Raw genomic sequence first — 25,602 nt, 5'->3', positions numbered from 1 at the left:
CTCGGCACCTCAATGGAAGAACTCGGCGGCGGTCGGAACGACATCCACCGGCTCGATGCTCAACCACGCAGTGCTGTTCTGCGCACGTGCCCGCGCCTCGATGAGGTGCATCAGGCGGAACCGCGAGCGCTGCACCCGATCGATCGCCGCAGCGGTCTCCTGCGGCGCCCAGCAGCGCGCCAGCCCCAACGGGATCTTGTTGCCGTTGAGATCGTCGACGATCCGCTCCAGCGTCAGGTAACTCAGGCGCTGGGTCGAGGCGCTGTCGATGAATACCGATGCGGTGGGTGACAGGTGGGGCAGGAAGTGGCCCAGAAGGGCCTGGATGCTGTCCGGCGAATGATTGAAGTCCGAGAACAGCATGTCGATGCCGCCGTGCAGAGCGGGAGTAGCCGCGATGGCGGCGAAGTCGATGTCCTCGACGTGCACGTGGGCGAAGTCGGCCACGCCCGCCCAGGTCAGCAGCGCGTGCAGGAACGAAGGATAGTCCTGCCCCGGTTCGACGATCGTGCGCAACGGCCCCTGCAGCTCGGCCAGGAAACGCCGTGCGGGATCGCTGGCATAGTGTGATCCATTGTCATAGCTGTGCAGGGCACCGGTCTCGTTCTCTTTCAGTGCTGCGGCGATCCAGGCAGTGGATACGCCGAACCCCGTACCAAGTTCGACCACTCTCTGTGGACGCGCACGCTTGATCAGGCTGTACAGCAGCACGCAGAGATCCTCGCTGCCGTACAGCCAGCCCATGCGCTCGCGGATCTCGGCCAGGCGCTCAATGCACGAGTGCATGTCGGGCATCGTTGCTCCCACAGCTGGAATCATCAGCGGCCAACCATTTGTCCAGCATGTCCACCATTGCGGGTTCCTCCGCCACTGAAAGCAGATAGGGCGAGAATGCGTGGAAGCGCAGCTGCCCGCCCTCGGCGAAGAGCAGCAGCTCTCCGGTTTCAGAACGGAAGGCACGACGCGCGGCCTGGTTGATGGCGCGCACCCGCTCGAGATCGAACGGCACCGTTTCGCCCCTGGGGAAGTGGACGCCATGCGCCGTTTCACCGCAGAAGTACGCCACCAGCGGTATACCTTGTGGCCGCGAAACGAAGAACTGGTGACGCCGTTTCTCTTCCGGCAGCAGGTTGCGCTCCTGCTTCCAGTCGAACAGCGACCATACCGACTTCTGCAGAGGATCAACCAGACCGCGCAGGTCCGGCGCCTCATAACCGATCGAATAGACGAAGTCGGGCGTCTGGATATCGGCAAGTACCCGCTTGAGCTCGAACCACTGTACGTTCAGCGGCATCAGTGTGCGCGAGACGCCACGCACGCCGGTGTCGTGGCAGACGCTGGCCGCGGAATCGAGCAAGGACTGCAGCCGGATGTGCAGCCAGCGAGCGTCGATTCCGCTGTCACTCAGGAATCCGTCCATGTGGGTGTTGGCCAGCGAGAACACCCGGTTGACCACCCTCGCACCGATGAACCGCTCGCGCATTTCCGCGCTGGGCTCGAAATCCAGAACTGCAGGCCAGCTGCCGGCACGCACCCGTGGCAACAGGTCATCAAGGTGCAGCAAATCGGCCCCGGACCGCGCCGCCCGGCGCGCGACCGGATCAGCGTGATCGGTGTACAACACGATGGTCCTGGCCTTCATTGCTGCCTCCCATAGCCATATTCCCGCTTCATGTCCGCCTGCATCTCGTCCATCATCGTCCCGATGTCGGCATTCAGTGGCTGGGTACTCATCAGCCGGCTGCTGAGATCCTGCTCGATGAGGAATCCGGCAGCACACACCGCAAGGCGACGGTGCACGTGCGCACGGGCAGCGGCATCGATGTTGTCGGCCACCGCAAGATGGCTCTTCAGCAACCGATGGCAGATGTAGTACACGAAGACCGCGTGGATGTACGAGGAGTTGGGGATCGGATTGCCCGACCACGGCGACACCACCCGGTGCTGATAGTCGTTGGCGACAAAGAAGCCATTGGCCAACTCCCACGCTGCAAGGAAATTATGGGTGCTCTCGTGCATGATGCTCTCCATGCAGGCCTCCACGCTCAGCTCGGGGTGGTGGATATTGAGCAGGCGCAGGGAACCGGGCTGGCGCGGTACATGCTCCGACCCGAAACGGCGCGCGACATCGGGCGTTGATTCCTCGGATTTCCGGACAACGATGCGGCGGACGAAGTTGCGGATCACCAGGCCATACAGCGGTTCGGCGCGATCAATGCCTGCCAGCGCGCGCGACAGCTTGTCGAGCACGGCCGTCTGTTCCGCCTCATCCAACGCAAGGCACGGCTGGCTGAGCACGCCGGAACGCGGTTCATGGTGCCTGGCGACCTTGCTGTGCAGGTCGACGGCAACGCAATCACCCAGCATCGGAGGCGCGTCCAGGATCCAGCGCCCCTGCTCGTCCTTGCGGGCGAACTGGTCACCCACCGGGCTGTCGACCACCCAGTCGCGGCTCTCAAGCAGGTAGCGCGAGGGGGTGCCTGTGGCCAGGTCCAGCAACGCCTTTTCCCTCTGCACCAGATCGTGGATGGCAGACAGATTGCGTGCGGTTTCGGCATCCCATGCCATTGCGTCGGCGCCGGCTTCCGGCCGTTGCTTGCGAGCGGCGTCAAGCGCCATGTAGTTCTCGCAGAACTCGGAGCTCAGCAGCACACGCGCCTGGCGGTCGGCCGGCAGCGTTTCATAGATTGCATGGATCGAGCGAGCGATGACGCCATGCTCGGCATTCCCCAGTGCTTCCTGCAGGCGCGTCCGCATGCGTCGCAGGCGGGCCCACATAATGCCTTCCATCACGGCATCCATCTGGGCACTTGTGCGGGTGATCTCCATCAAGCACGCCGGGCGTGCCACATCGGCTTCCAACGGTTTCAGCTGCGCATTCATCGTTGCTCTCCCTGCATCCCGCATCAAAGAGTTGCGGGGGACACGGCCCCCCGCAGGCCGCCAGGTCAGACGTTGAAGCGCGTGGCTTCCACGTTCAACTCCGGCTCCTTGACGATATCGTGATGATGGTGCGAACCAATCGAATCGTCGTGGTGGCCGGTGGCCAGCGCTTCCAGGTTGTTGGCACGCGCGTTGGCCTGGAACTCGGCCATGGCCAGGTCATCCAGGCTCACGATGGCCGTGGCCTGGTCCAGGACACTGGATGCCACCGGAGCCTCGCTTGCCATCACGGCACCGGCTGAAGCGCTTCCGATCACCAGCAGCGTCAGGGCCGACAACGCCTTGGGCATGTTGCGGTTGTCCTTCATGATGTTGCTCCCTTTGACTGACTCAGACGTCGAAACGTGCGTTGGAAAGGCCCTGGGCCTGCTCCTCGGGCACGGCATCGTGATGGTGGTGGGAACCGATGGAATCGGAGTGATGGCCCCCGGCGAGCGCGATGGCCTGCAGTTCGACGAACTCGGACATGCGCAGCGCGTCCAGGTCGGCATTGATCGAGGTGGCCGACTGCAGTCCCTGCTCCGCCGGTGCCGGGAGTGCCGCAGCACCTGCGGTGCCGGCAGCGCCGGCAATGATCAGGGTGAGCGAGGAAAGTGCGGTGGTTTTGATGCGATTGCTCATAACTAACCTTTCTCCAGAATGATGGACTTTCAGGCAACTACGAGTCGCGCTCCGTCCGTCGTGCACGAACGTCGGACCGCGATCGATTAATGCCAGTGTCGGAGAAGGGGAGCAAACACTCTGCTGTGCGCTGCACAGCACCGATGAAGTTGCAGGCTCAGCGATGGGCGTGACCGCCTGGCAGCACGAGGCTGCCGGTGCAGGATCAAAGATAGGTTTCTGCGTTTTCCATCAGCGCGACAACGCTGGCAAGAAACGATACCGGCAGGTGCTTGGAGAGCTCGATCATCTTCTCTTCCAGCCTTGCCCTGGAGCCGCGCACCACGGGCTCGGCGGAAGGGGTTTCGCCCTGGGCCAGCCAGGCCAGCGTGACGCCAAGGGCATCGCTCATCTTATGCAGGTGATCGAGCGTCGGCGTGAATCCCTCCTCGCGCTCCCAATGCGCGACGGTGGCGCGGTTCACGCCCAGGCGGCGTGCCATGTCGGTCTGCGACAAACCGCAGTTGGTACGGGCCAACTTGATTCGTGAAGAGATCGTGCTGACATCCATCGGCTGGCCAAGCTCCCTGATCTGCCCATGTAGTCCAGGGACGGGCAGGAACGCCGAGTGTCAGACATGATCCGGAGCGAGTCAACGCAGTTGCGTCGCCTCCCGTGAATCCATCCGTGCGCCGCCTGTTCAGCGACTGCGCTGGCGCTCGATTTCTGCGTGGAGTTCCTGCAGTTGCGCAAGGTACTGCTGGAAAACACCCAGGTCCGCCTCGACCAGGCGTGGCCAGTCGGGCTTCGCATTCAGCAACTGCTCGACCTGCTGTTGCGGCGCGCGGTCGAACCCCTCACCCAGGACCGCCAGGTAGCGCTGCCTGAAGCCCTCCGGATCCTGCTGGTCCTGTACAAAGAGCTGCACCGCGATCAGTCCGGCATACAGATAATTGGCCAGATAGAGCGGATCTTCGTACATGAGCCGTTTCGATATCCAGGTATTGCGCAGCTCGGGACGTTGCTCCCACGCCCCCCCATACCGGCCCAGAACCTTCATCGTCAGGGCGTCAAGCGCATCCGCATTGCCGACCCCATCGGCCACCACTTCCCGGTAGATGGACTGTTCCAGATCGGCCTCTTCCGAGGAAATGAACAGCTGCAGGATGATGTCATCGAGCAACGATTTCAGGTAATACGCCCTGGCCCGTGGATCACTCGCCTGCCGATAGAGCTGATCGCGGAACTTCAGTTCGTTGTAGATGGCAAACGACTCGGTCAACCACTTGTTGCCGTTGCGCTGGAATGATGATGCGCCGCCGCGCTGCATCCACTGGCCGTGCATGGCATGACCGGCTTCGTGGGCGATCTGGACGTCCCCTTCGAGGTCTCCCTGGCGATGGCCAACGAACAGCAGCGAAGGCATCCCCGGGGCACTGATCGAAAACGCATCCATCGCGCGCCGCCCTGCCGATCCGCCCAGATCCATGCGCCCGCCTGAAGGATCAAGCAACGCTCGCAGTCCTGTCACGTAATCCGGCCCCAGCACCTGCATTGATGCAGCCGCAGCATCCCGCAACTGCGTCAGGTCAAGCGGCGGAGGGATATAGCCGGCATCAGGCAGGTCCATGTCCCATATCTGTGGAGAGGCCAGGCCCATGCGCTCAAGATGGGCCAACTGCATCTGCTGATAGTTCCGCCGCAGCGGCGCGTGGCGCGCTACCGCCGCCAGTGTCGCGTCGACGGCGGCCTGGTCCAGGCCCATGTGCCGGTAACTGCGGCCAGGTGCAGTTCCATCACCTTGCAGTTCCGACGCACGCTCATTGAGGCGCACCAGACCCAGCAGCACCGTTGCCATTTCGCCGCGCCGCGACGCCATCCCCTGCCAGTAGGCACGCCATGCCGCCTCGCGCAGCGGACGGCCCGGCAGGCGGGAAAGGGTACGCGCGTCGGTCCGGCTGTCGAGCGTCCGGCCTTCATGCTCGAAGCGCGCAAAGGACGCCGATTGCAGCAGCTGCCGGTGCAGGCGCCCGAAGCTGTCCAGCGCCGGGTCGGCCAGCGCGTCGACCGCATCAACCAGCGCTGCATTGGCCGGTTGCATGTCCTCCCGCAACGCCCGCTCACGCAGGTCGGCATGCGGCGCGATCCAGGCAGCGTGCGCAGGGGCATCACGCAATGCCTGCTTGGCAATCGCCGCGATACGTCCACACAGGCTGGCCACTTCGCCTTGGGTATTGGCCAGCCGCGCATCATCGGCATTGCGTGCTGCCTGCAGATGCAGGTAACCATGGTGCCGGAGACACTCGCCATACAGATGCTCGGCCTGCTGGAAACGCGCTTCTGCTGGCGCATGCAGGGCCTTGAGGGCATCGGTCCTGCGCTCGAGGTTCTGCCATGCCGCACGTTCAGCAGTGGCGCTGCCAAAGTAGCTGCGGTCATCCGCCCGCAGGGCCTGCGCTTCCACTCCGTGTGTCATCCCGGCCAGCAGCGTCGCGATGATGAAAGTGATGGCGCGCATCCCGTTGCGATGCATCGATGTCTCCTGGACTGTTCCCGTGCGCAGCTTAGCAGCCCCGGCCCCGCCGCTGCCGCATCATGGACCGCCACGCAATGCAGGCCGGGCGGAACAGGCAACCTGCCAGCGACAGGAGCATCACCAGCGCCCTCTGCGCGCGGCCGTTCATGACGATCCATCGCTGCCCATTCCGCATGCCGTTCCTGGATGCTGCCTCTCTGTCAATGCGCGACGAATTCGTCGCGCACGGTTCCCCTCTTCCGATGCAGCAAGGCCGCCCAGAGGCGGCCTTGCCGTTCGTCACCTGGCGTTCTTCACGTAGGTGTCGAACCAGTTCAGCATTTCCGACACCAGCTGCTCGTTCGATTCCAGCGCGGTGTACCAGTGCGGTTCGTTCGGCAGCATCACCAGGCGGGTGGTACCGCCATTGCCGCGGATCGCCTGGTACAACTTTCGCGACTGGAACGGCTCGGTGCCCGGGTTGGCGTCATCCTCGCCGTGGACCAGCAGCAGCGGCAGCTTGATCTTGTCGGCATAGAAGAACGGCGAGGCCTTCAGGTACACATCCTGCGCCTGCCACACCGAGCGACGCTCGTTCTGGAAGCCGAACGGAGTGAAGGTCTTGTTGTAGGAACCGCTGGTCGCTACGCCAGCCTTGAACAGGTTGGTGTGCGCGATCAGGTTGGCGGTCATCAGGCCGCCGTGGCTGTGGCCGGTCACGCCGATGCGGTTGCGGTCGACCACGCCCATGTCCACGGCCTTGTCCACCGCCGCCTTGGCGTCGGCTTCCAGCTGCTCCAGGTAGGTGTCGTAGGCGTTCTTCGGGTCGCCCACGATCGGGAACGAAGCGTTGTCGATGATCGCGTAGCCGGCCAGCAGCATCAGACGGTACGGCTGCAGGCGGGTGAAGGTCTGCTGCGAGCCGGACACCTGGCCGGCCTGCGCGGCGTTGGCGAAGTCGGCCGGGTACGCGTACAGGATCGCCGGCACGCGCTGCCCTTCCTTGTAGCCCGGCGGCGTGTACAGGGTGAACGACAGGTCCACGCCGTCGGCACGCTTGTAGGTCACCAGCTGCTTCTTGATCTGGCGTACCTCCGGGGTCGGGTCGGCCAACCTGGTCAGCGCGGTCGCGATGGAAGCGAACTCCGCCTCGCCGGCCTTCGCATCGGCCACCGCCTCACCCTGCTGGCGGATGAAGGCGTTCGGCGGATCGATCACCGACTGGTGCCAGGTCAGGTAGCGGCCCGGCGTGCTGCTGAAACCGAGGAACTGTTCGTAGGCATCAGCACTGCTGCGGAACAGGCGCTCGCTCTTCAGCGTGCCCAGGTCCAGGCGATCAAGGAACGGACGGTCGCCCTGCGGCGAGGCACCACGGCCGCTGAGGAACACGTAGTTGCCGTCCTGGCGCACGACCTGCGCGCCATTCGCCAGGCGGGTAAAGACCAGGTTGCCGGGGTTGCCGTACAGCTCATCGCTGGACATGTCCCACAGCAGGCGGCCTTCCTTCTTCGGCTGGTCCACGTCGACGATGCGGGTCTGCATCCAGTGGCGGTTCTCGTCGTTCTCGTACTGGAAGGCCACGGCCGGATCGGCGGTCCACGCGAAGCCTTCAAAACGCTGCACGGTACGGGTGATTTCGGTCGGCTTGCCGGTGAACGGGGCCTTCAGCATCAGCACGCGATCGCGATGCGGCACGTTGACCTTCCAGTCGCCCTTGTCCAGCGCTTCGGCATAGACCAGGGTGGCCGGATCGGTGGCACGCCAGTCGAAACCGCGCGGGCCTTCCGGTACGCCGTGCACCGGCACGCGGTCGGCCAGCGGCAGGCTGGCGATCGGCGTGCTACGGCCATTGCTGATGTCCAGCACCGTCACATCATTGGCGAAGCGCTGGTAGGTCACCGCATGCGAGTACGGTGCCTTGATCGATTCGGTCAGCACGTGCACGCCATCGGGCGCGGCGCTCACCTCGTTGAACAGCGCCGGCTGCCCCACCGGGCGCACGCTGCCCGCGGCAGTGTCGACTACAGCCAGCTGCGAGGCACCGTAGTAGGCGAACAGCTTTTCGTCATGCACGCTGGTCAGCGTATCGCGGGCCTCATAGGTGCTGCTTTCGCCACTGCTGCCCAGCGACTCCTGCGCGTCCGGACCGGTCGGCACGCCCCCATTGGACGGCGCCGGGCCCTGATTGGCCGGAACCAGCTTCACCAGCAGATTCTGGCTTCCACCCAGCCACTGCACGGTGTTGCCGAAGACCGGGTTCAGCTGCACGTTCGGCACCTGCTTCACCTGGCCGGTAGCAGCATTGCCCACCCACAGCTGCACGCTGGTATCGACCGCGTTCTGGAAGGCGAAGTGACTGCCATCGGCCGACCACAGCGCCCCGGTCGCGCAGCCCTGCGGCAGGTCCACCTTGTTTTCCTTGCCACTGCCGATGTCGACCAGGGTGAAGTCGGCCACGCAGGCCGGAATGCCGTAGCCGCCGGGAGTGTCATGGCGACTGCGGTTCTTCGGCTCCAGGCGCACACCGGCCAGCTTCAGGTACGGCTGGGCCACGCGGCTGATCGACGGATAGGTCTGCGCGGTAGTCAGCAGCAGGCGCTGGCCACCCGGCGCCACGTTCGGTACTGGCGGCGGCGGTGCCTTCAGCACCTTGAGCAGGTGTTCCGGCGGCTTCGCGTAATCAGCGAAGGCCGGGCCGGCGGCCAGCAGGCCGACGGTGGCAGCGGCAACAGCCGCCGCCAGAGAGGTTCGACGGATCAGCATCCTTATCCCCTGGGTGTGAATGGATGCCCGGATTCGGGCATGGCCCCGAATCTAGCACCGCAGGGGGTGAGGAGAATGGGCCGGAAGGGCTAGTGGCCGGATGGGGCAAAGTGGAGTGCGGGCGGCCATCGCCAGGCATGGCCTGGCACTACTGCCGGGCGTGCAGGTCCCAGGTGGCCAGATAGTCCGGGTCGACCACGATCATGCCGCTGTTGCGCATGCGGTACTCACCGGGCTCGGCCGGCAGGTACTGATCGAGCATCGGCGGCAGGTAGCGCTCGTGGCCATCATTCTCGTCGGCCAGCACCACGCCCTCAACGGCACTGATGCGCAGCACCGTGCCGGCGTACTGCTCGAGTCCCTGCACCTGGCCGTCACCGCCATAGCGCGTTACGCCGACCAGCACCACCTTGCCGATCATTTCCTCGACCTTGGCATCGTCCAGGGGCGGCAGCATGGGAGTGAGTTCGTCGCTCATCGGTACACCTCCAAAGCCTGCAGGATCATCGTGGACAAGGCACCTTCCGCGCGGCAGTCATCGGCGGCATCGCAAGGGGCGCATTGAAAGCAGGTATCCAGCGGAATCGCAGCGCCGGCAATCCATGCCGGTTCCGCCATGATGGCTGAGGCAGGTCGTGCGTTGGGCGGCCATCCCTGCCGGCATTATGACCGTATCAGGCCAGGCTCAACTCCACGCGGTGCATGGCGTGCAGGATGATGCGTGACAGCTGCGCTGTAGCGGCATGACAGCCTCCCGTTGAAAGTTACACGCGGGTGGAATGCTCCATTGAAGGCGATGCTGCCACCGGCAACGGAAGGGCGAAGTGAAGACCAAGCCGCAATTCGTCTTTCCTGTCGCTTTCGCATGGATCAGGTGCACTTGACCTTCGCTTCATCCGGCTCAGCCACCAGACAGAGGGTGCGGGCGCGGCGCAGGACATCTTCATGGTGAAGAGCGCGCAGGAGGAGCCGTCCTCGCTGCGCGCGCCCTCGCCCACCGCAGCGGCCCGTGCAGGACGTCCAGACAATCGCCGGGCTCAACCAGTGCACCGCCGCGGCGTTGCCGGGCGCGCCCCCCAGCACCACGCTAGAATGCGCCATGCGCACCGTACACGCCCTCCGCTACATCACCCCCTTACGGGAGGGGGGCTCCCTGCCGGCTGTGGTCGAGACCGACGACGACGGCATGGCCGTGCTGAAGTTCCGTGGCGCCGGGCAAGGCCCGAAGGCGCTGATCGCCGAGCTGGTCGCCGGTGAGATGGCGCGCACGCTGGGCCTGCCGATTCCGGAAATCCTGTTCGTGGAACTGGACCGCGAGTTCGCCCGCACCGAGCCCGACCCGGAGATCCAGGAGCTGATCCGCGCCAGCGAGGGCCTGAACCTGGGCCTGGACTACCTGCCCGGCGCGATCAATTACGACCCAGCGGCGATGCCGGTGGATGCCGAGCTGGCCTCGCGCATCGTCTGGTTCGATGCGTTCACCAGCAATGTCGACCGCACCACCCGCAACCCCAACCTGATGGTGTGGCACCGCAAGCTGTACCTGATCGACCACGGTGCGGCCATGTACTTCCATCACGACTGGGCCAATGCCGGCGACGCCTGCGAAAAACCCTTCGTACTGATCCGCGACCACGTGCTTCTGTCGTTCGCCAACCGCATCGCCGAAGTGGATGCCGAGCTGGCCGCGCGCCTCACCGATGCCGAGATCGAGCGCATCGTCGGCCTGGTGCCGGACAGCTGGCTGGTCAACGAGCCGGCATTCGACAGCCCGCAGGCCTACCGCCAAGGCTACATCGACTATCTCAAGCATCGCCTGAAAGTGCGTGCGGTGTTCGTGCAGGAGGCCCTCCGTGCCCACGCTGCACACGTATGACTACGCGGTCATCCGCGTGGTACCGCGGGTGGAACGGGAGGAATTCATCAACGTCGGGGTGATCGTCTCCTGTCCTGGAGCGCGTCATCTGGAGGCGGCCATCGAGATCGATCCTGCGCGCCTGCACGCGTTTGCCCCGGCGCTTGACCAGGGGGCATTGCAGCCGTGGCTGGATGCGATCGTGGCGATCTGCCGCGGCGATGCTGGCGCTGGGCCGATCGCGCAGCTGCCCGCACGCGCACGGTTCCACTTCCTCACCGCCAAGCGCAGTTCGATCGTGCAGATGTCGAGCACGCATGTGGGCCGCACGGCCGATCCGGCAGGTGTGGTGGAACACTTGATGACGAAGATGGTGCGGGTGCCGGAATGACCGGCACCTGCCGCGGTCACAGTGGCACTCTGCGCGCGATGTAGTTGACCACGTTGCCGATCGCATCCGGATCGACATTGGCCAGCCCAACGATCACATAGCCCTGTGCGGGCAGCACCACGATGGCGCTGTTGGAGCCGGGCGCACCGCCTTCGTGGCCATACTGGTGTTCCCTGCCCTCGCCCTGCACCACGAAGCCGAATCCATACCAGCCCTTGTGGTTCTGCGCCGTGGTGGCCTGCTGCAGCAATGCAGGCGAGACCAGCGTGCGGCACTGCTGTGCATCCAGCTGGGCAACGGCCGTTCCACCTTCCGGACATCGGTTGTCGCGCTGGCGCATCCATTGCCGCTGCAGATCGCGCAGCACCCGCTGGTCGCTGGCCGTCAGCGTGGAGCGCGCCGCACTATGGGCGGCGTTGAGCGCATCGTCGTGCACCTTGAATTTAGCGTCGGCACAACCACGCTGGGCGTCCAGCGCGTTGCCCGCGGCCGCCATGCAGGGCGCATGGGCGGGGCTCAGATAGCGCGCATCGCCCGCGATCAGCTCGGCACCGCTGGGCACCTTGCGCACGGCAAGCTGGGGTGACGCCTGCGCGCTTGCCCACATACACGGGCCAAGCAGAAGCAGTCCTGCCAACAACCGGGTGGCGCACCCCGGCAGGCGTTCAGAGTTCAGCATGCGTTTCCTTCCATGGGGACTTTGGCCGGCCCCGTCCTGTTTCGATGATGGATGCTGCCCGGCCGCCAGCGAAACGTCAGCGACAGCGGTCCCAGCCCCATGGCCGTGTTCAGGCGAGCAGCCGCTATTTCGGCAGGGCGAAGGCCATCACGTAATCGCCGTTCGGGGTTTCCATGAAATGGTGGCCGCCGGCCATGATCACCACGTACTGGCGCCCGCCCTGTTCGTAGACCATCGGAGTGGCCTGGCCACCGGCCGGCAGCCGGGTGTGCCACAGCTCCTTGCCGGTCTTCAGATCGATGGCGCGCAGCAGGTCATCGGTGGCCGCGGCGATGAACACCAGGCCACTGGCAGTGATCACCGAGCCGCCATTGTTCGGTGTGCCGATCTCGATCGGCAGGCCGGAACGGATGCCGAACGGCCCATTGCCGCGCGCACTGCCGAATGGGCGATCCCATAGCAGCTTGCCGGTGCGCAGGTCGATGGCACGGATGCCGCCATAGGGCGGCTGCTTGCACAGCAGGCCGGTGAACGGCAACCGCCAGCCGGCATTGACATCGATGGCATACGGCGTGCCCACCTGCGGGTCGCCCGCGCCCTCGGCACCGCCCTTGTCGAACCGGATCTTCTCGCGCGGCAACCAGCCCAGCCGGTCGGCCTCGGCACGTGGCACCAGCCGGTTGTAGTTCGGCATGTCGTTGTAGTTGGCCACGATCACGCCGCGGCGTGTATCGATCGACACGCTGCCCCAGTCCGAGCCACCGTTGTAACCGGGGTACTCGATGGAATGGCGGTCACTGCTCGGCGGCGTGTAGAAGCCTTCGTAATAGGCCTTGCGGAACTGGATGCGGCAGACCAGCTGGTCGATCGGAGTGATGCCCCACATGTCGCGCTCGGTCAGGTCATGCTCGCGGCGCAGCGTGTGGTACAGCGAGAACAGCTGGGTGGGTGAACGCTGCTCGGGTTCGACGCCACCCACCGGTACCTTGCGCTCTTCGGCGGCGGTCAGCAGCTTGCCGTTGCGGCGGTCGAGGATGTAGAGGTCACCCTGCTTGGTCGGCAGCAGGATCGCCGGCACCTTGCCCGCCGCCGTCGGGTAGTCGATCAGGCTGGCCTGCGAACCCAGGTCGTAATCCCACACATCCTTGCGCACGGCCTGGAAGTGCCAGGCCGGCTTGCCAGTGGCTACGTCGATCGCCACCAGCGAGGTCGAGTAGCGGTTCTGGTTTTCCGTGCGTGAGCCACTCCAGTAGTCACCCGCGGAATTACCCAGAGGCAGGTAGACCAGGCCCAACGCCTCATCACCGGTGGCCGTGGTCCACATGTTGGGCGTGCCGCGCGTATACGTCTGCTCGCGGGGCGGCAGGCCGCTGCGCTCGGGCTGGTCCATGTCCCACGCCCAGCGCAGCTTCCCAGTGATCGCGTCGTAGGCCTGGATCACGCCCGACGGCGCATCGCGGCGCTGCCCATCCAGCACCTGGTGGCCGGTGACGATGACACCGCGCACGATGGCCGGCGGCGAGGTGATCGACACATAGCCCGGCGGCACCTCGCCCATGCCCAGGGTGATATCGACCTGGCCGTTGTTGCCGAAGTTGGCGCACGGGCGGCCGCTGTCCGCATCCACCGCGATGATGCGCCCGTCCAGCGTGCCTTCGATGATGCGCGCCCAGCACGCCGGACGGCTACCCGGCGCGGCACCGCGGGTGACGCTGGGCGACGGTTCGGGCAAGGCCAGATCGGCTGCGGCATCGGCCAGCGTTGCATCGGCAAGGACCGGTGTGCGGGGCTGCTCGTAGTAGCTCACCCCACGGCAGGCGGCGGTGTACGGGATCGAGGCGTCCTTCACCTTCGGATCGAACCGCCACAGTTCCTTGCCGCTGGCTGCATCCAGCGCGATCAGGCGGTTGCGCGCGGTGCACAGGTACAGGCGGTCGCCGATCTTCAGCGGCGTGGTTTCCGCGCCCCAGCGCTTCTTCGGCAGGTCACCGGTGCGGAACTGCCAGGCCAGCTGCAGCGTGCCGACGTTGGCCGGCGTGATCTGCTGCAGCGGCGAGTAACGGGTGGCGGCGTTGCTGCGGCCCCAGGCCGGCCAATCACTGTCGGCAGGTTGGTCGGCCGGCTCCAGGCCGGTGGTATCACGGGTGGGTTCCAGGCCGGCGCTGACCGCGCCTTCCGGGAACGGCTGGTGCCCATCCACCTCGCCATGCGGCGCAAACGCCAGGCCGAACGCGGCCACGAATACCAGCATCAACATAGCGGCCACCGCACGCGACAGCCGTTTGGGAACGGGATCACGCAGGGTCGGCGCCAACAGCGCCAGCACGATGCCCAGTGCGGTCACCAGGCCCAGCCGCGGCACCCACCGCCAGTAGTCGCTGCCCGACTCCCACCAGGTCCACAGCAGCGTTCCGATGAACACCAGTGCGTACAGCAGCGCGCCACTGCGGCGGTTGCCGAACAACAGGATGCCGCTGGCCAGCAATCCAAGGCCGGCAATGGCGTAGTACGCCGAACCGCCCAGGCTGAGCAGCCACGCGCCGAGCCCGCCGATGACCAGGCCAAGCACGACCAGCAGCAGCGACAGCACGGTCACCAGGGGATGGCGGTACACAACGGGGGCGGCGGACTGCGGCGTGGCGGACATCGTCGATCTCCGGGGCAGCATGGCCTGTTATCCCACCGTCGCTGTGAAGTGCGCGTGCGGTGAGCGCCGGATACAACAACGCCGGCACGAGGCCGGCGTTGTTGAGGTGGCGAGACGACGCGGGCTTACGCCTGCGGCGCGTCCTCGCTTGGTGCGGGGGCTTCGGCCGGGGCGGCGGCTGCCACCTCGTCCTCGTCCTCGTCGATCGAGGCGTCCATGCGCTCCACCGCCTGCAGCTTCTCGTCCTTGGACAGGCGGATCAGGGTCACGCCCTGGGTGTTGCGGCCGACGCGGCTGATTTCCGAGCCGCGCGTACGCACCAGGGTGCCACCATCGGAGATCAGCAGGACTTCGTCGCTGGAACCCATCAGCACCGCAGCAACCAGCTTGCCGTTGCGCTCGGTGGTCTGGATGCCGATCACGCCCTGTGTACCACGGCCCTTGCGCGGGTAGTCCGGCAGCGGGGTGCGCTTGCCGTAGCCGTTCTCGGTGGCGGTGAGGATGTACTGCACGCTGGCGTCATCAGCACCGTCGATCACCGCATCGCCAGTGGCGACGGCTTCATCGACACCGTTGTCGTCCTCGTTCTCATCCTCGATGCCACCGGCACTCTCGGCCACGATCAGGCTGACCACTTCCTCGCCGGCCGGCATCTTGATGCCGCGCACGCCGGTGGCGGTACGGCCCATCGAGCGGACCTTGTCTTCACCGAAGCGCACGGTCTTGCCGTTGGAGGCGAACAGCAGGATGTCGCGTTCGCCATCGGTCAGGCCGACGCCGACCAGGGCATCGCCCTCGTCCAGGTTGATCGCGATCTTGCCGCGGGCCAGACGGAAGGCGAACTCGCCCAGCGGAGTCTTCTTGACCGTACCGTTCTTCGTGGCGAAGAACACGAACTGGCCATCGGCGTACTCGCGGACCGGCAGCACGGCCTGCACGCGTTCGCCCGGCTCCAGCGGGATCCAGTTGATGATCGGACGGCCGCGGGCGTTGGAACCGGCTTCGGGAAGCTGGTAGACCGGCAGCCAGAACACCTTGCCCGAGCTGGTGAAGGTCAGCAGCGTGTCGTGCGTGTTGACCAGCCACAGCTGTTCGATGAAATCCTCTTCCTTGGTCGCCGCCGCACTGCGGCCACGGCCACCGCGGCGCTGTGCGCGGTACACGCTTACCGGCTGCCGCTTCACGTAACCGGCATGCGACACGGTGACCACCACGTCTTCCGGGGCGATCAGGTCGAGGATGTCCAGGTCTTCTTCGCTGTGGCGGATTTCGGTACGACGCTCGTCGCCGAACTCGGCCTTGACGTTGACCAGCTCCTCGCGGATCACCTGCAGCAGGCGGTCGGGATCTTCCAGGATGTGGATCAGCCCGGCGATCACTTCCAGCAGCTGCTTGTACTCGTCGGTCAGGCGGTCCTGCTCCAGCCCGGTCAGGCGGTGCAGGCGCATCTCCAGGATCTGGGTGGCCTGGATCTCGGTCAGCTGGTAGCCGCCCTCGATCAGGCCCACGCCCTTGGGCAGGTCTTCCGGACGCGAGGCTTCGGCACCGGCGGCACCCAGCATCGCCCCCACCAGGCCCGGCTCCCACACGCGCGCCAGCATGCGCTCGCGGGCTTCGTTCGGGTTCGGCGAGGTCTTGATCAGTTCGATCATCTCGTCGATGTTGGCCAGCGCAACGGTCAGGCCTTCCAGCACGTGCGCACGGGCGCGCGCCTTGCGCAGCTCGAACACGGTGCGGCGGGTGACCACTTCGCGACGGTGGCGGACGAAGGCCTCGAGCATCTGCTTGAGGTTCATCAACTGCGGGCGGCCATCGACCAGCGCCACCATGTTGATGCCGAACACCGATTCCATCTGCGTCTGCTGGTACAGGTTGTTCAGCACAACCTCGGCAGATTCACCGCGCTTGATCTCGATGTAGATGCGCATGCCGTCCTTGTCGGACTCATCGCGCAGCTCGCTGATGCCTTCGATCTTCTTTTCCTTGACCAGCTCGGCGATCTTCTCGATCAGACGCGCCTTGTTCACCTGGTAAGGAATTTCAGTGACGATGATCGATTCGCGGCCGTTGTCGGCCACTTCGATATCGGCCTTGGCACGGATGCGCACGCGGCCACGGCCGGTGCGGTAGCCGGCGACGATGCCGGCGGTGCCATTGATGATGCCGGCAGTCGGGAAGTCCGGGCCGGGGATGTATTCCATCAGGCCGTCGACATCGATGTCCGGGTTGTCGATCAGCGCGATGCAGGCATTGATCGATTCACTCAGGTTGTGCGGCGGGATGTTGGTCGCCATGCCCACCGCGATACCGGCCGAACCATTGACCAGCAGGTTCGGGAACCGGGTCGGCATGACCGTCGGCTCCAGTTCCTTTTCATCGTAGTTGGGCTGGAAATCGACGGTTTCCTTGTCGATGTCGGCCATCAGCTCATGCGCCAGGCGCGACATGCGCGCCTCGGTGTATCGCATCGCTGCGGCGGAGTCGCCGTCGATCGAACCGAAGTTGCCCTGGCCGTCGACCAGCATGTAGCGCAGCGAGAACGGCTGTGCCAGGCGCACCAGCGTGTCGTACACCGACTGATCGCCATGCGGGTGGTACTTACCGATGACGTCACCGACGATACGCGCCGACTTGAAATAGGGCTTGTTGCTGTGCGCGTTGAGCTCGTTCATCGCGTACAGCACGCGGCGATGCACCGGCTTGAGGCCATCGCGCGCATCCGGCAGCGCACGGCCCACGATCACGCTCATGGCGTAATCGAGGTAGCTCTTGCGCATCTCGTCTTCCAGGTTGACCTGGATGATTTCCTTGGCGGTTTCTGCCATTCGGGTTCCGTTGTCTGGTAGCGGTCCAGTCCGGCGCAGCCCTCTGCGGGAGGGGGTCGTGCCGGAACCTCGATTCAACCTGCGAATACTACCACAACAGGCTGTTTCCCGCCTCCCTTTACGGGGATTTTACCGGCACAAATCAGGAACTTAGGGGGCTATACCGCGCCAGTCGGGCCAGGCCCATGCTGGGTTGCGGCGGATTCCCGGCTGGGCCGAGTATGGGCTCGGCTCCGCAGGCATCCGCGACCCAGCCTGCCTCAACCGCCGAAGGCGGCGCGCATGTTCTCGGCGGTCGGGTTCAGGATGACCCCCCGCTCGGTCACGATCGCGTCGATCAGCTCGCCCGGGGTGACGTCGAACACCGGGTTCCAGGCAGCAATGCCCTCGGCGACGGTACGGGTACCGCCCACACCGTACAGCTCACCCGGGTCACGCTGCTCGATCTCGATCTGGCTGCCATCGACGGTTTCCATGTCCACGGTCGAGGACGGCGCCACCACCATGAACCTGACACCGTGGTGGCGCGCGGCGATGGCCAGCTGGTAGGTGCCGATCTTGTTGGCGGTATCGCCATTGGCGCAGATGCGGTCCGCGCCCACGATCACCCACTGCACGGCGCCGGTCTTCATCAGGTGCGAGGCGGCCGAATCGGCGATGAGGGTGGCATCGATGCCATCCTGCTGCAGCTCCCACACGGTCAGGCGTGCACCCTGCAGCCACGGCCGGGTCTCGCCGGCGAACACGCGGGCGACGCGGTGCTGGGCCATGCCGGCGCGGATCACGCCCAGCGCGGTACCGAAGCCCGCAGTGGCCAGCGAGCCGGTATTGCAGTGGGTCAGCACGCCGCTGCCGGCCTCGATCAGGCCCGCGCCCAGCGCGCCCATGTGGCGGTTGGCGGCCAGGTCTTCCTCGGCGATGGCCTGCGCTTCCGACTCCAGCAGAGCCTTCCAGTCGGCACCGGCGGCGCTCAGGCAACGGCGCATGCGTGCCAGCGCCCAGGCCAGGTTGACCGCAGTCGGGCGCGATGCGTTGAGGCGCTGCAGGGCCGGTTCCAGCTGCTGCAGCGCGTGCGCACCATCGGCGGCCTGCACCTCTCGCGCGGCCAGCACGACGCCCCAGGCGGCGGCAATGCCGATCGCCGGCGCGCCACGCACGGTCAACGCGTGGATCGCGCTGGCAACTTCGTCGCTGTCATGGCAGACCACGTGCTCGACCACGAACGGCAGCTTGCGCTGGTCCAGCAGTTGCAGGGCATCGCCGGTCCACAGGATCGGGCGGATGTGGTCGTAACGGGCGTAGTCGATGTCAGAGGCAGTGTTCATGGGCCCATTGTAGGGCCAGGCCCCGCAGGGTTGGAGCCTGCCCGGGCTCAATTCACCGAGAATTCGGCGCGGCAGCCGCCGTCCACCCAGATCCCGTTGCGACTCCAGCCCCAGGTGCTGCCTTCCTCGCAGGGCGTGCTGGACAGCTGCTCGGAGACCACGGCGCCAACCGAGATGCTGGCACCGCAGAAACGCCGCTTCTTCGACTTCGATTCGCAGGTGAGGCGGCGTGGCACGTCAACGAAGCGGCCGTCATCATCGGCCACTTCGAAATCGCCCTGGCAGCCACGGCTGGTCCAGACTTCATTGCGCTTGTAGCCCCAGCCCTGCCCTTCGCGGCACGGCAGCACGGACAACTGGCGCAGCAGGCGCACCGGCGCGCCATCGAGCCGTACCGGGCAACTCTGCGGACGGCCATTGGATTCACAGCGCACCACGCGGCGCACCAGGCGCTTTCCAGAGGTGTCTGCCGGCAGCGCCGTCCCCGCTGCGCGCCGGGCACGGAACTCGGCACGACAGCCCAGGGTGACCCACACGCCGCTGCGGTCGGTTCCCCACTCACTGCCACGGATGCAGCTGTTGCTGGACAGCTGGCGCACCAGATCGACGCCGTTGGCGACCTCGATATCGCAGTGCACCCAGCCCATGTCGCGTGATTCGCAGGTCACCACTTCGTCGTCGTAGCCCACCTGCTGGGCCGACGCCGGCGACGGCAGCCAAGCCCCCCACAGCGCGATGGAGTAGACCGGTGCCGCCACGACCGCAAACCACTTGACCAATGCCTTCCCCAACAGGAGTGGACGAATTCCGATGCCAGTGTCCCGCATCTGCCGTGATAAGAGCATCATCCTGCTTGCCGAAGCAAGCACGGAAATGCGGCAATCCGTTCAGTCTTCAATGTTCAGGAACGTGCGCGCCACGCTCACGCGCGGGCAAAGTCGTAGGCCAGCACGTCGGCGATCCGCGGCGTGCGGTTCATCGCCATCAACAGCCGATCAATACCCACCGCCACGCCGGCACAGGCAGGCATCGATGGCAACGCCGACAACAATGCCTCGTCCACGGCCGGCTGCACCTGGCCGCGCTCGTGGCGGCGCTGCAGATCACGCTGGAATCGCATGCGCTGTTCGTGCGCGTCGTTCAGTTCGTGATAGCCGTTGGCCAGTTCCACCGCGCCCAGATACAACTCGAAACGCTCCGCCAGCGGCGGCGTGCCGACACGGATGCGTGCCAACGCGGCTTGGCTGGCGGGCCAATCGTGGACCACGGTCATGACCGCGTCATCGAAATGCGGCTGGATATGATGGGTCATCAGCAGATCCAGCCAATCGTCGCGGGTCAGCCCGACGGGATCGACATGCACGTCACCGAGCGCGGCACGCAGCGCGGCCTGGTCGGCCTCGAACGGATCCACGCCCACGTACTGCTGGAACAGCTCGCGGTAACCGAGCACACGCAGCGTCGCACTGCGCCCGACCAGGGCCAGTGCCTGTCCGACCAGCTCGGCGGTTTCCCCTACCAACCGATGATGGTCCCAGCCGACCCGGTACCACTCCAGCATGGTGAATTCCGGGTTGTGGCGACCACCAGCCTCGCCGTTGCGGAACACGCGGCCCAGTTCGTAGCAATCGCCAACACCGGCAGCAAGCAGTCGCTTGAGCGGATACTCCGGCGAGGTGCGCAACCAGCGGCGGCGCCCGCCCGCGTCGACGTGGCCAGTGAAATCGGTATGGAAGCTGTCGATGTTCGGCTCGGTGTTGCCCGCCACCGACAGGATCGGCGTTTCCACCTCCAGCACATTGCGCTCGGCGAAGAAGCGGCGCACCAGCGCATTGAGCGCGGCTCGCTGCCGCAGCGCGCGCAGCAGGGCCTCGCTCACAGGATGCCCTCCGGGCGCGGATGGTCCAGCGGCAGGGTCAGCAGATCGCGGGTATCGTCGATGTAGCCGCTGGCCAGGTACAGGCGCCGGGCCAGTTCGTTGTGGTGGTTCACTTCCAGGCGCAGGCGGCTGACGCCACGCCCGCGAGCGCGCTGTTCGCAGATGGCCAGCGCCTGCTTGCCGCGGCCGCGGCCGCGCGCGCGATGGCTCAGGTACAGCTCGTCCAGCAGCATGAAGTGGCCGCCCTGCTCCAGGCTGAAGCCCATCGCGATCACTGCGTAGCCAACCACCTCGCCCGCCTCGTCCAGCCACAGCAGCACTTCGCCGTTGCGCGGATCGGCCAGCAGCGCGTCCACGCCGCGACGCACGCGCGCGTCATCGAAGTCGATCCTGTCTTCGGCGTAGAACTCACGCATCAGCTCGATCAACAGTTCTTCGTCGGCACGGGTGGCCAGGCGGAAATCCAGCGGGGCGGTCTGCATCGGTATTCCTTTGTGCTTCATGCCGGGCGCGAGGCACCCGGCGGGGTCATCATTCGTGCTGGGCGAGATAGGCCAGCAGGCGGTCTTCGTCCCATACCGGCACGCCCAGCGATTGCGCCTTGTCCAGCTTGGAACCGGCCTCGGTACCGGCCACCACGAAGCTGGTCTTCTTCGACACGCTGCCGGAGACCTTGGCACCCAGTGCTTCCAGGCGCTCCTTGGCTGCATCGCGGGTCAGCTGGGCCAGGGTGCCGGTCAGCACCACGGTCTGCCCATCCAGCGGGCCAGCCACGATCTCGGCCATCGCCGGCGCCTTGGCCAGGATCTGCTGCATCGCCTTCTCGGCCGCCAGCAGCATCGCGCCATGACCTTCGGCATCCAGCCACTCGGCCAGACCGCGCGCGGTGTCGTCCGGCAGGCCCGCGTTGACGAACTGGCCATGTTCGGCATCCAGCACCGCCTGAGCGCCCGGCAACGCCGCCACCAGCTTCTCCGCACGCAGGCGGGTGATGCCAGGGATCTCCGATTCAACCAGCAGCTGTGCCAGATCCAGCCCCTCGCGCAGCTTGGCACTGGGCGCATGCACGTCGCTGATGCGCACCTGGCCGACCTGCAGCAGATCATCAATGGCCTGCTGGTTGCCCTGCTGTTCGAAGAAGTGGCCGAGCGAGCGCGCCACTTCGCCACCGATGTCCGGCACGCGCTTGAACAGCGGCCACGGCAGGTGGCGGATCAGCTCCAGGTCACCGAACCACTGCGCCAGCGCCTTGGCCGTGCTCTCGCCCACGTGCTCGATGCCAAGCGCGAACAGCAGGCGCTCCAGCGTGGCAGCGCGACTGGCGTCGATGGCCGCGATCAGGTTGTCGGCCCACTTGGTGGCGATCTTCTTCGTGTTCCATTCGAAGCCGGCCGGCTGCGCCAGCGCCTGCGCGCGCCACGCCGGATCGTTGCCATCCAGCTTGAGCACCGCATTGAGCACCGCGCCGCTCCCCTCTGCCGGCAGGTGCAGCTTCAACGCGGCGGCCAGTGCGGAAGGGTCCTCGGCATCCAGCACCAGTTTCAGGTGCAGCAGCTGGTCGCGGTTGAGCCGGTACAGGTCGGCCACGCTCCTGACGATGCCGGCGTCGACCAGCGTTTCGATGTACCTGTCGCCGAGGCCGTCGATATCCATCGCACGACGCGAAGCGAAATGGGCAATGGCCTCCTTGCGCTGCGCCGGGCAGGACAGTTCGCCCGAACAGCGCCACGCGGCGGCACCTTCCTCGCGCACGATTTCCGAGCCGCACACCGGGCACTGCATCGGCATCTGCCAGGGCGCCGTGCCTTGCGGACGGCGGTCGAGGATGACGCTGACCACTTCCGGAATCACGTCACCAGCACGCCGCACGATCACGCTGTCACCGGCGCGCACATCCAGACGCGCGATCTGGTCAGCGTTGTGCAGGGTGGCGTTGGACACGATCACGCCAGCCACGGCCACCGGCGCCAGGCGGGCGACCGGCGTGGCGGCACCGGTGCGGCCGATCTGGATCTCGATCGCTTCCACCGTGGTGCTCTGTTCCTGTGCCGGGAACTTGTGCGCGATGGCCCAGCGCGGCGCACGCGAAACAAAGCCCATGGCCTGCTGGCCGGCGCGGTCATCCAGCTTGTAGACCACGCCATCGATGTCGAACGGCAGGCCATCGCGGCGCTCGCCGATGTCACGGTAGTAGCCGAGCAGGCCGTCGGTGCCTTCCACCACCTTGCACAGCTCACTGACCGGGAAGCCCCAGGCACCGAGCTGGGCCAGCGTGCCCGAATGGGTGTCCGGCAGCTCGCCGCCCTGCACTTCGCCGGTGCCGTAGGCGAAGAAACTCAGCCTGCGCTGCGCACTGATCTTTGGATCAAGCTGGCGCAGCGAACCGGCGGCCGCGTTGCGCGGGTTGGCCAGCACCTTGCCCCCCTGCCGGCGCGCGCGTTCGTTGTAGGCCTCGAAGTCGGCGCGGGCCATGTAGACCTCGCCACGCACCTCCAGCACGTCCGGCCAGTCCTTGCCATGCAGGCGCTTGGGAACATCGTCGATCTCACGCAGGTTGGCGGTCACGTCCTCGCCGGTGCTGCCATCACCACGGGTTGCGCCGAGTACGAAATGACCGTCCTCGTAGCGCAGGCTGATCGCCAGGCCATCCATTTTCGGTTCGGCCGAGAACCGCAGGCTGCGACGACCCAGGCGCTCATCGATGCGGCGCACGAAATCGGCCACTTCCTCATCGCTGAAGGCATTGGACAGCGACAACATCGGCACCGCGTGGCGCACCTCGGGGAAGCGGCCGGACGGACGTGCACCGACCTGCTGGGTCGGGCTGTCGGCACGGGCCAGTTCCGGGTGCTCGCGCTCCAGCGTTTCCAGCTCGCGCACCATCCGGTCGTAGTCGACGTCGGGGATCTCCGGCGCATCCAGCTCGTGGTAGGCGCGGTTGGCCTGGGCGATCTGCCGGCGGAGTTCGTCGGCGCGTTCGGCGGGGCTGGGGCTCATCGGGATCCGGTGGTTCTGGGATGGCCGGGGATTCTACCGCGCCCGGCCGTCAGGCCCTGTAACGCCGCTGCGTTCATAGCGTCGAGCCATGTTCGACTCCACAGAAGGCGGGCTTGCCGCCCACCTCCACCGGCGCTAGCGTGCGACGTTCGCCCTTCGGAATACTGCCCGTGACCCTGCCTGCCTCCCGTCGACGCTTCCTGCAACTGGCCGGTGCCGGCCTCGCCGTCGCCGGCAGCGGGCTGCCGCGGCTCGGCCATGCCCAGCCCGCGACAGCCGCGGCCCCCGCCCCTGCCGAAGGTGCAGTACTGCTGAACTTCAACGAATGCCCATATGGTCCCTCGCCCGCAGCCCAACAGGCAGCGCGCGACAGCATCGCAAGCTGTGGCCGTTACCGCTTCGAGCTGGCGGGCAGCGTGCGCGACGCCTTCATCGAGCAGGCCGGCATTCCGGCCGACCATGTACGCCTCTACCCCGGTTCCAGTGAACCGCTGAACCGTGCCGCCACGCTGTGGACCGGCCCGCAGGCGGGGCTGGTGGTGGCCGCCCCGACCTTCGAGACGCTCGGCGAGGTCGCCGCCGCGCACGCTGCGCACGTGCAGAAAGTGCCACTGCGCGGCGACGGCGCGCATGACCTGCGCGCGATGGTCGCTGCCGCGCACCGGCGCCCGACCGGGTTGCTGTATGTGTGCAACCCGAACAACCCGACCGGCTCGATCAGCCCACCGGATGAGCTTGCCTGGCTGCTGGCCCACAAGCCCGCCTCCACCCGCGTGCTGGTCGACGAGGCCTACCTGCAGTACAGCGAACAGCCCAGCCTGATCACGCAGGTGACGCAGCGCGACGATCTGATCGTGCTGCGTACGTTCTCCAAGCTCTACGGCATGGCCGGCCTGCGCCTGGGCGTGGCGGCCGCCCATCCCGACCGTCTGCGCGAACTGGCGAGCCTTGGCGACAACCCGCTGCCGGTGCCGGCACTGGCCGCTGCACTGGCCAGCCTGCGCGATCCGCAGTTGATTCCGCAGCGCCGCCTGCAGAATGCCAAGGTGCGGCAGGCAACCATCGCATGGCTCGGCAAGCGTGGTTTCAGCTGCGTGCCGTCGGAAGCGAACTGCTTCGTGGTCGACGTGCAACGCGACGGCAGCGCGTTCGCCAAGGCGATGGCGGAGAACGGTGTAGTGATCGGACGCAGCTGGCCGATCTGGCCACAGCGCGTGCGCGTAACCGTCGGCACCGAGGACGAGATGGCCGCGTTCCGCCGCGCGTTCGCCAAGGTGGCCGGCGTACCGGCCTGACCCTGTTGGTGGGGGCGAACCTTGGTTCGCCCCATCCACGCATGGCGTGGACCTACTGTTGTGGGTGCCAACCGTTGGTCGGGGTGGGTGCCGACCGTTGGTCGGCACACCATGGCGCTTACCAGCGCGGGGTCTTGGTCAGCGGCGGCGCCTGGTGCTGGCGGTCATAGGCGCGCAGCTCGTCACGGATGTGCGCGATGCGCTGGCGGCCCAAGGCATTGCGGCTGTCATCCAGCACCACGCCGTCAAGCAGTTCGGCCATGCGCTGCACGGTCGGCAGCATCTTCTCCCAGGCGTCCAGCGCGGTCAGCGGTGCCGGCAGGGTCAGGAAGAAGGCGATGGCCGGGGTCTCCATGGCGCGGATGTTGGCCATGTCGAAGCTGCCCGGCTTCATGATGCTGGCCATCGAGAAGATCGGGCCGCGCTCGGGATGACCTTCCACCAAGCGGTGGAACACGTTCATGTGGCCGAACACCAGGCCGGTCTTCTCGGCCGCCACCACGATGTCTTCGCCACGCAGCTGTTCGCCGGCCCGGGCGGCCACGAACAGCGAGACAATCTTGTCGAAATCCTGGGTGGCGCGCTTGCCGAGATCGCTGGCGCCCGGGTCGGTTTCGCCCAGACCGAGTTCGGCCTGCTCGCCTTCCGTGCCCATGCCCGGTTCGACGCGCCCATCGGCCACGGCGACGCCGTCTTCGCCCAGTACCGGTTCGCGGCGCTCGCCGCTGGTCGGTTCCGCGCCTTCCACGCGGCGCCCCTGGGGCTTCTTTTTCGGACGGCCAAACAGGAAGATCGCGGCGATCAACAGCAGGCCGGCGGCCAGGATGCCGATGCGCAACAGTGCCGTGTCGGACATTCGATAGGTTCTCCGGCTAGTTCATTCAGGTA

The 25,602-nt window shown here is 66.2% G+C and carries 20 protein-coding genes and 2 pseudogenes; 3 read left to right on the top strand and 19 right to left on the bottom strand.

Annotation, left to right across the window (positions count from 1 at the left end):
• Positions 1-9 precede the first annotated feature (9 nt).
• From V3B30_RS03385 to V3B30_RS03345, 9 genes are all read right to left on the bottom strand, one after another.
• Entirely contained in the window at positions 10-786 is a 777-nt protein-coding gene (locus tag V3B30_RS03385; RefSeq protein WP_262083396.1) for a class I SAM-dependent methyltransferase, read from the bottom strand.
• Positions 770-1,642 carry a hypothetical protein gene (locus tag V3B30_RS03380; RefSeq protein ID WP_262083397.1) on the bottom strand — a complete coding sequence of 291 codons (873 nt, stop codon included), beginning with the start codon at positions 1,640-1,642 and terminating at the stop codon, positions 770-772. The genes V3B30_RS03385 and V3B30_RS03380 overlap by 17 nt, the downstream gene beginning before the upstream one ends.
• Positions 1,639-2,883: a hypothetical protein gene (locus tag V3B30_RS03375; protein WP_262083398.1), complete on the bottom strand. Its 1,245-nt coding sequence runs from the start codon at positions 2,881-2,883 to the stop codon at positions 1,639-1,641. The genes V3B30_RS03380 and V3B30_RS03375 overlap by 4 nt, the downstream gene beginning before the upstream one ends.
• Before the next feature lie 65 nt (positions 2,884-2,948).
• The gene (locus V3B30_RS03370) at positions 2,949-3,251 is read right to left on the bottom strand and encodes a hypothetical protein (protein WP_262083399.1); all 303 of its coding nucleotides are present in this window, start codon (positions 3,249-3,251) and stop codon (positions 2,949-2,951) included.
• A 22-nt stretch (positions 3,252-3,273) separates the two neighbouring features.
• Positions 3,274-3,564, bottom strand: a complete 291-nt coding sequence (locus V3B30_RS03365) for a hypothetical protein (RefSeq protein ID WP_262083400.1) — start codon at positions 3,562-3,564, stop codon at positions 3,274-3,276.
• Positions 3,565-3,769: 205 nt separating this feature from the next.
• Positions 3,770-4,114, bottom strand: coding sequence for a helix-turn-helix transcriptional regulator (locus tag V3B30_RS03360; RefSeq protein ID WP_262083401.1), 345 nt, complete (start codon positions 4,112-4,114; stop codon positions 3,770-3,772).
• 129 nt (positions 4,115-4,243) lie between these two features.
• Positions 4,244-6,061, bottom strand: coding sequence for a M3 family metallopeptidase (locus V3B30_RS03355; protein ID WP_262083430.1), 1,818 nt, complete (start codon positions 6,059-6,061; stop codon positions 4,244-4,246).
• Positions 6,062-6,358: 297 nt separating this feature from the next.
• Positions 6,359-8,821: a prolyl oligopeptidase family serine peptidase gene (locus V3B30_RS03350; protein ID WP_262083402.1), complete on the bottom strand. Its 2,463-nt coding sequence runs from the start codon at positions 8,819-8,821 to the stop codon at positions 6,359-6,361.
• Between the two features lie 148 nt (positions 8,822-8,969).
• Positions 8,970-9,299, bottom strand: coding sequence for a hypothetical protein (locus V3B30_RS03345; protein ID WP_100473280.1), 330 nt, complete (start codon positions 9,297-9,299; stop codon positions 8,970-8,972).
• A gap of 621 nt (positions 9,300-9,920) precedes the next feature.
• Between V3B30_RS03345 and V3B30_RS03340 the strand changes: the two genes are divergently transcribed.
• Together V3B30_RS03340 and V3B30_RS03335 are read left to right on the top strand one after the other, a co-directional pair.
• Complete coding sequence (locus V3B30_RS03340) at positions 9,921-10,697, top strand: HipA family kinase (RefSeq protein ID WP_262083403.1); 777 nt, start codon at positions 9,921-9,923, stop codon at positions 10,695-10,697.
• Entirely contained in the window at positions 10,675-11,067 is a 393-nt protein-coding gene (locus tag V3B30_RS03335; RefSeq protein WP_100473282.1) for a DUF3037 domain-containing protein, read from the top strand. Before V3B30_RS03340 ends, V3B30_RS03335 begins: the two co-directional genes overlap by 23 nt.
• Before the next feature lie 16 nt (positions 11,068-11,083).
• Here the strand turns inward: V3B30_RS03335 and V3B30_RS03330 are convergent.
• The 9 genes and pseudogenes from V3B30_RS03330 to ligA all read right to left on the bottom strand — a co-directional run.
• Positions 11,084-11,332: pseudogene (locus V3B30_RS03330) on the bottom strand (serine hydrolase); the annotation flags it as partial.
• 15 nt (positions 11,333-11,347) lie between these two features.
• Positions 11,348-11,563 (bottom strand): annotated as a pseudogene (locus tag V3B30_RS03325) (lysozyme inhibitor LprI family protein); the annotation flags it as partial.
• Between the two features lie 307 nt (positions 11,564-11,870).
• Positions 11,871-14,393, bottom strand: a complete 2,523-nt coding sequence (locus V3B30_RS03320; protein ID WP_262083405.1) for a membrane-bound PQQ-dependent dehydrogenase, glucose/quinate/shikimate family — start codon at positions 14,391-14,393, stop codon at positions 11,871-11,873.
• 125 nt (positions 14,394-14,518) lie between these two features.
• Positions 14,519-17,218, bottom strand: coding sequence for a DNA gyrase subunit A (gene gyrA, locus V3B30_RS03315; RefSeq protein ID WP_262083406.1), 2,700 nt, complete (start codon positions 17,216-17,218; stop codon positions 14,519-14,521).
• 260 nt (positions 17,219-17,478) lie between these two features.
• Complete coding sequence (gene mtnA / locus V3B30_RS03310; RefSeq protein WP_262083407.1) at positions 17,479-18,543, bottom strand: S-methyl-5-thioribose-1-phosphate isomerase; 1,065 nt, start codon at positions 18,541-18,543, stop codon at positions 17,479-17,481.
• 47 nt (positions 18,544-18,590) lie between these two features.
• On the bottom strand, positions 18,591-19,322 hold the full coding sequence (locus V3B30_RS03305) for a DUF3011 domain-containing protein (RefSeq protein WP_100473286.1): 732 nt from the start codon (positions 19,320-19,322) through the stop codon (positions 18,591-18,593).
• 143 nt (positions 19,323-19,465) lie between these two features.
• Complete coding sequence (epmA, locus tag V3B30_RS03300; RefSeq protein ID WP_262083408.1) at positions 19,466-20,422, bottom strand: EF-P lysine aminoacylase EpmA; 957 nt, start codon at positions 20,420-20,422, stop codon at positions 19,466-19,468.
• Positions 20,419-20,904, bottom strand: a complete 486-nt coding sequence (locus V3B30_RS03295) for a GNAT family N-acetyltransferase (protein ID WP_014037728.1) — start codon at positions 20,902-20,904, stop codon at positions 20,419-20,421. The genes epmA and V3B30_RS03295 overlap by 4 nt, the downstream gene beginning before the upstream one ends.
• A 49-nt stretch (positions 20,905-20,953) precedes the next feature.
• Entirely contained in the window at positions 20,954-23,425 is a 2,472-nt protein-coding gene (gene ligA / locus V3B30_RS03290) for an NAD-dependent DNA ligase LigA (RefSeq protein ID WP_262083431.1), read from the bottom strand.
• A gap of 164 nt (positions 23,426-23,589) precedes the next feature.
• Here ligA and V3B30_RS03285 point away from each other — a divergent pair, with 164 nt between their 5' ends.
• The gene (locus V3B30_RS03285; protein WP_262083409.1) at positions 23,590-24,714 is read left to right on the top strand and encodes a pyridoxal phosphate-dependent aminotransferase; all 1,125 of its coding nucleotides are present in this window, start codon (positions 23,590-23,592) and stop codon (positions 24,712-24,714) included.
• Positions 24,715-24,832: 118 nt separating this feature from the next.
• Here V3B30_RS03285 and zipA read toward each other — a convergent pair whose 3' ends face one another.
• Positions 24,833-25,570: a cell division protein ZipA gene (gene zipA, locus V3B30_RS03280; protein ID WP_006376490.1), complete on the bottom strand. Its 738-nt coding sequence runs from the start codon at positions 25,568-25,570 to the stop codon at positions 24,833-24,835.
• Between the last annotated feature and the right edge of the window lie 32 nt (positions 25,571-25,602).

The sequence above is a fragment of the Stenotrophomonas sp. SMYL41 genome (genome assembly GCF_036319965.1).
GTDB lineage: Bacteria > Pseudomonadota > Gammaproteobacteria > Xanthomonadales > Xanthomonadaceae > Stenotrophomonas > Stenotrophomonas maltophilia_R.
Note: the sequence above shows the minus strand (reverse complement) of the source record. Positions and strands in the feature narration are given on the sequence as shown.

Coding starts and splice junctions, on each gene's coding strand:
- V3B30_RS03385 (WP_262083396.1), bottom strand. CDS start 786: ATGCACTCGTGCATTGAGCGCCTGGCCGAGATCCGCGAGCGCATGGGC.
- V3B30_RS03380 (WP_262083397.1), bottom strand. CDS start 1,642: ATGAAGGCCAGGACCATCGTGTTGTACACCGATCACGCTGATCCGGTC.
- V3B30_RS03375 (WP_262083398.1), bottom strand. CDS start 2,883: ATGAATGCGCAGCTGAAACCGTTGGAAGCCGATGTGGCACGCCCGGCG.
- V3B30_RS03370 (WP_262083399.1), bottom strand. CDS start 3,251: ATGAAGGACAACCGCAACATGCCCAAGGCGTTGTCGGCCCTGACGCTG.
- V3B30_RS03365 (WP_262083400.1), bottom strand. CDS start 3,564: ATGAGCAATCGCATCAAAACCACCGCACTTTCCTCGCTCACCCTGATC.
- V3B30_RS03360 (WP_262083401.1), bottom strand. CDS start 4,114: ATGGATGTCAGCACGATCTCTTCACGAATCAAGTTGGCCCGTACCAAC.
- V3B30_RS03355 (WP_262083430.1), bottom strand. CDS start 6,061: ATGCGCGCCATCACTTTCATCATCGCGACGCTGCTGGCCGGGATGACA.
- V3B30_RS03350 (WP_262083402.1), bottom strand. CDS start 8,821: ATGCTGATCCGTCGAACCTCTCTGGCGGCGGCTGTTGCCGCTGCCACC.
- V3B30_RS03345 (WP_100473280.1), bottom strand. CDS start 9,299: ATGAGCGACGAACTCACTCCCATGCTGCCGCCCCTGGACGATGCCAAG.
- V3B30_RS03340 (WP_262083403.1), top strand. CDS start 9,921: ATGCGCACCGTACACGCCCTCCGCTACATCACCCCCTTACGGGAGGGG.
- V3B30_RS03320 (WP_262083405.1), bottom strand. CDS start 14,393: ATGTCCGCCACGCCGCAGTCCGCCGCCCCCGTTGTGTACCGCCATCCC.
- gyrA (WP_262083406.1), bottom strand. CDS start 17,218: ATGGCAGAAACCGCCAAGGAAATCATCCAGGTCAACCTGGAAGACGAG.
- mtnA (WP_262083407.1), bottom strand. CDS start 18,543: ATGAACACTGCCTCTGACATCGACTACGCCCGTTACGACCACATCCGC.
- V3B30_RS03295 (WP_014037728.1), bottom strand. CDS start 20,904: ATGCAGACCGCCCCGCTGGATTTCCGCCTGGCCACCCGTGCCGACGAA.
- zipA (WP_006376490.1), bottom strand. CDS start 25,570: ATGTCCGACACGGCACTGTTGCGCATCGGCATCCTGGCCGCCGGCCTG.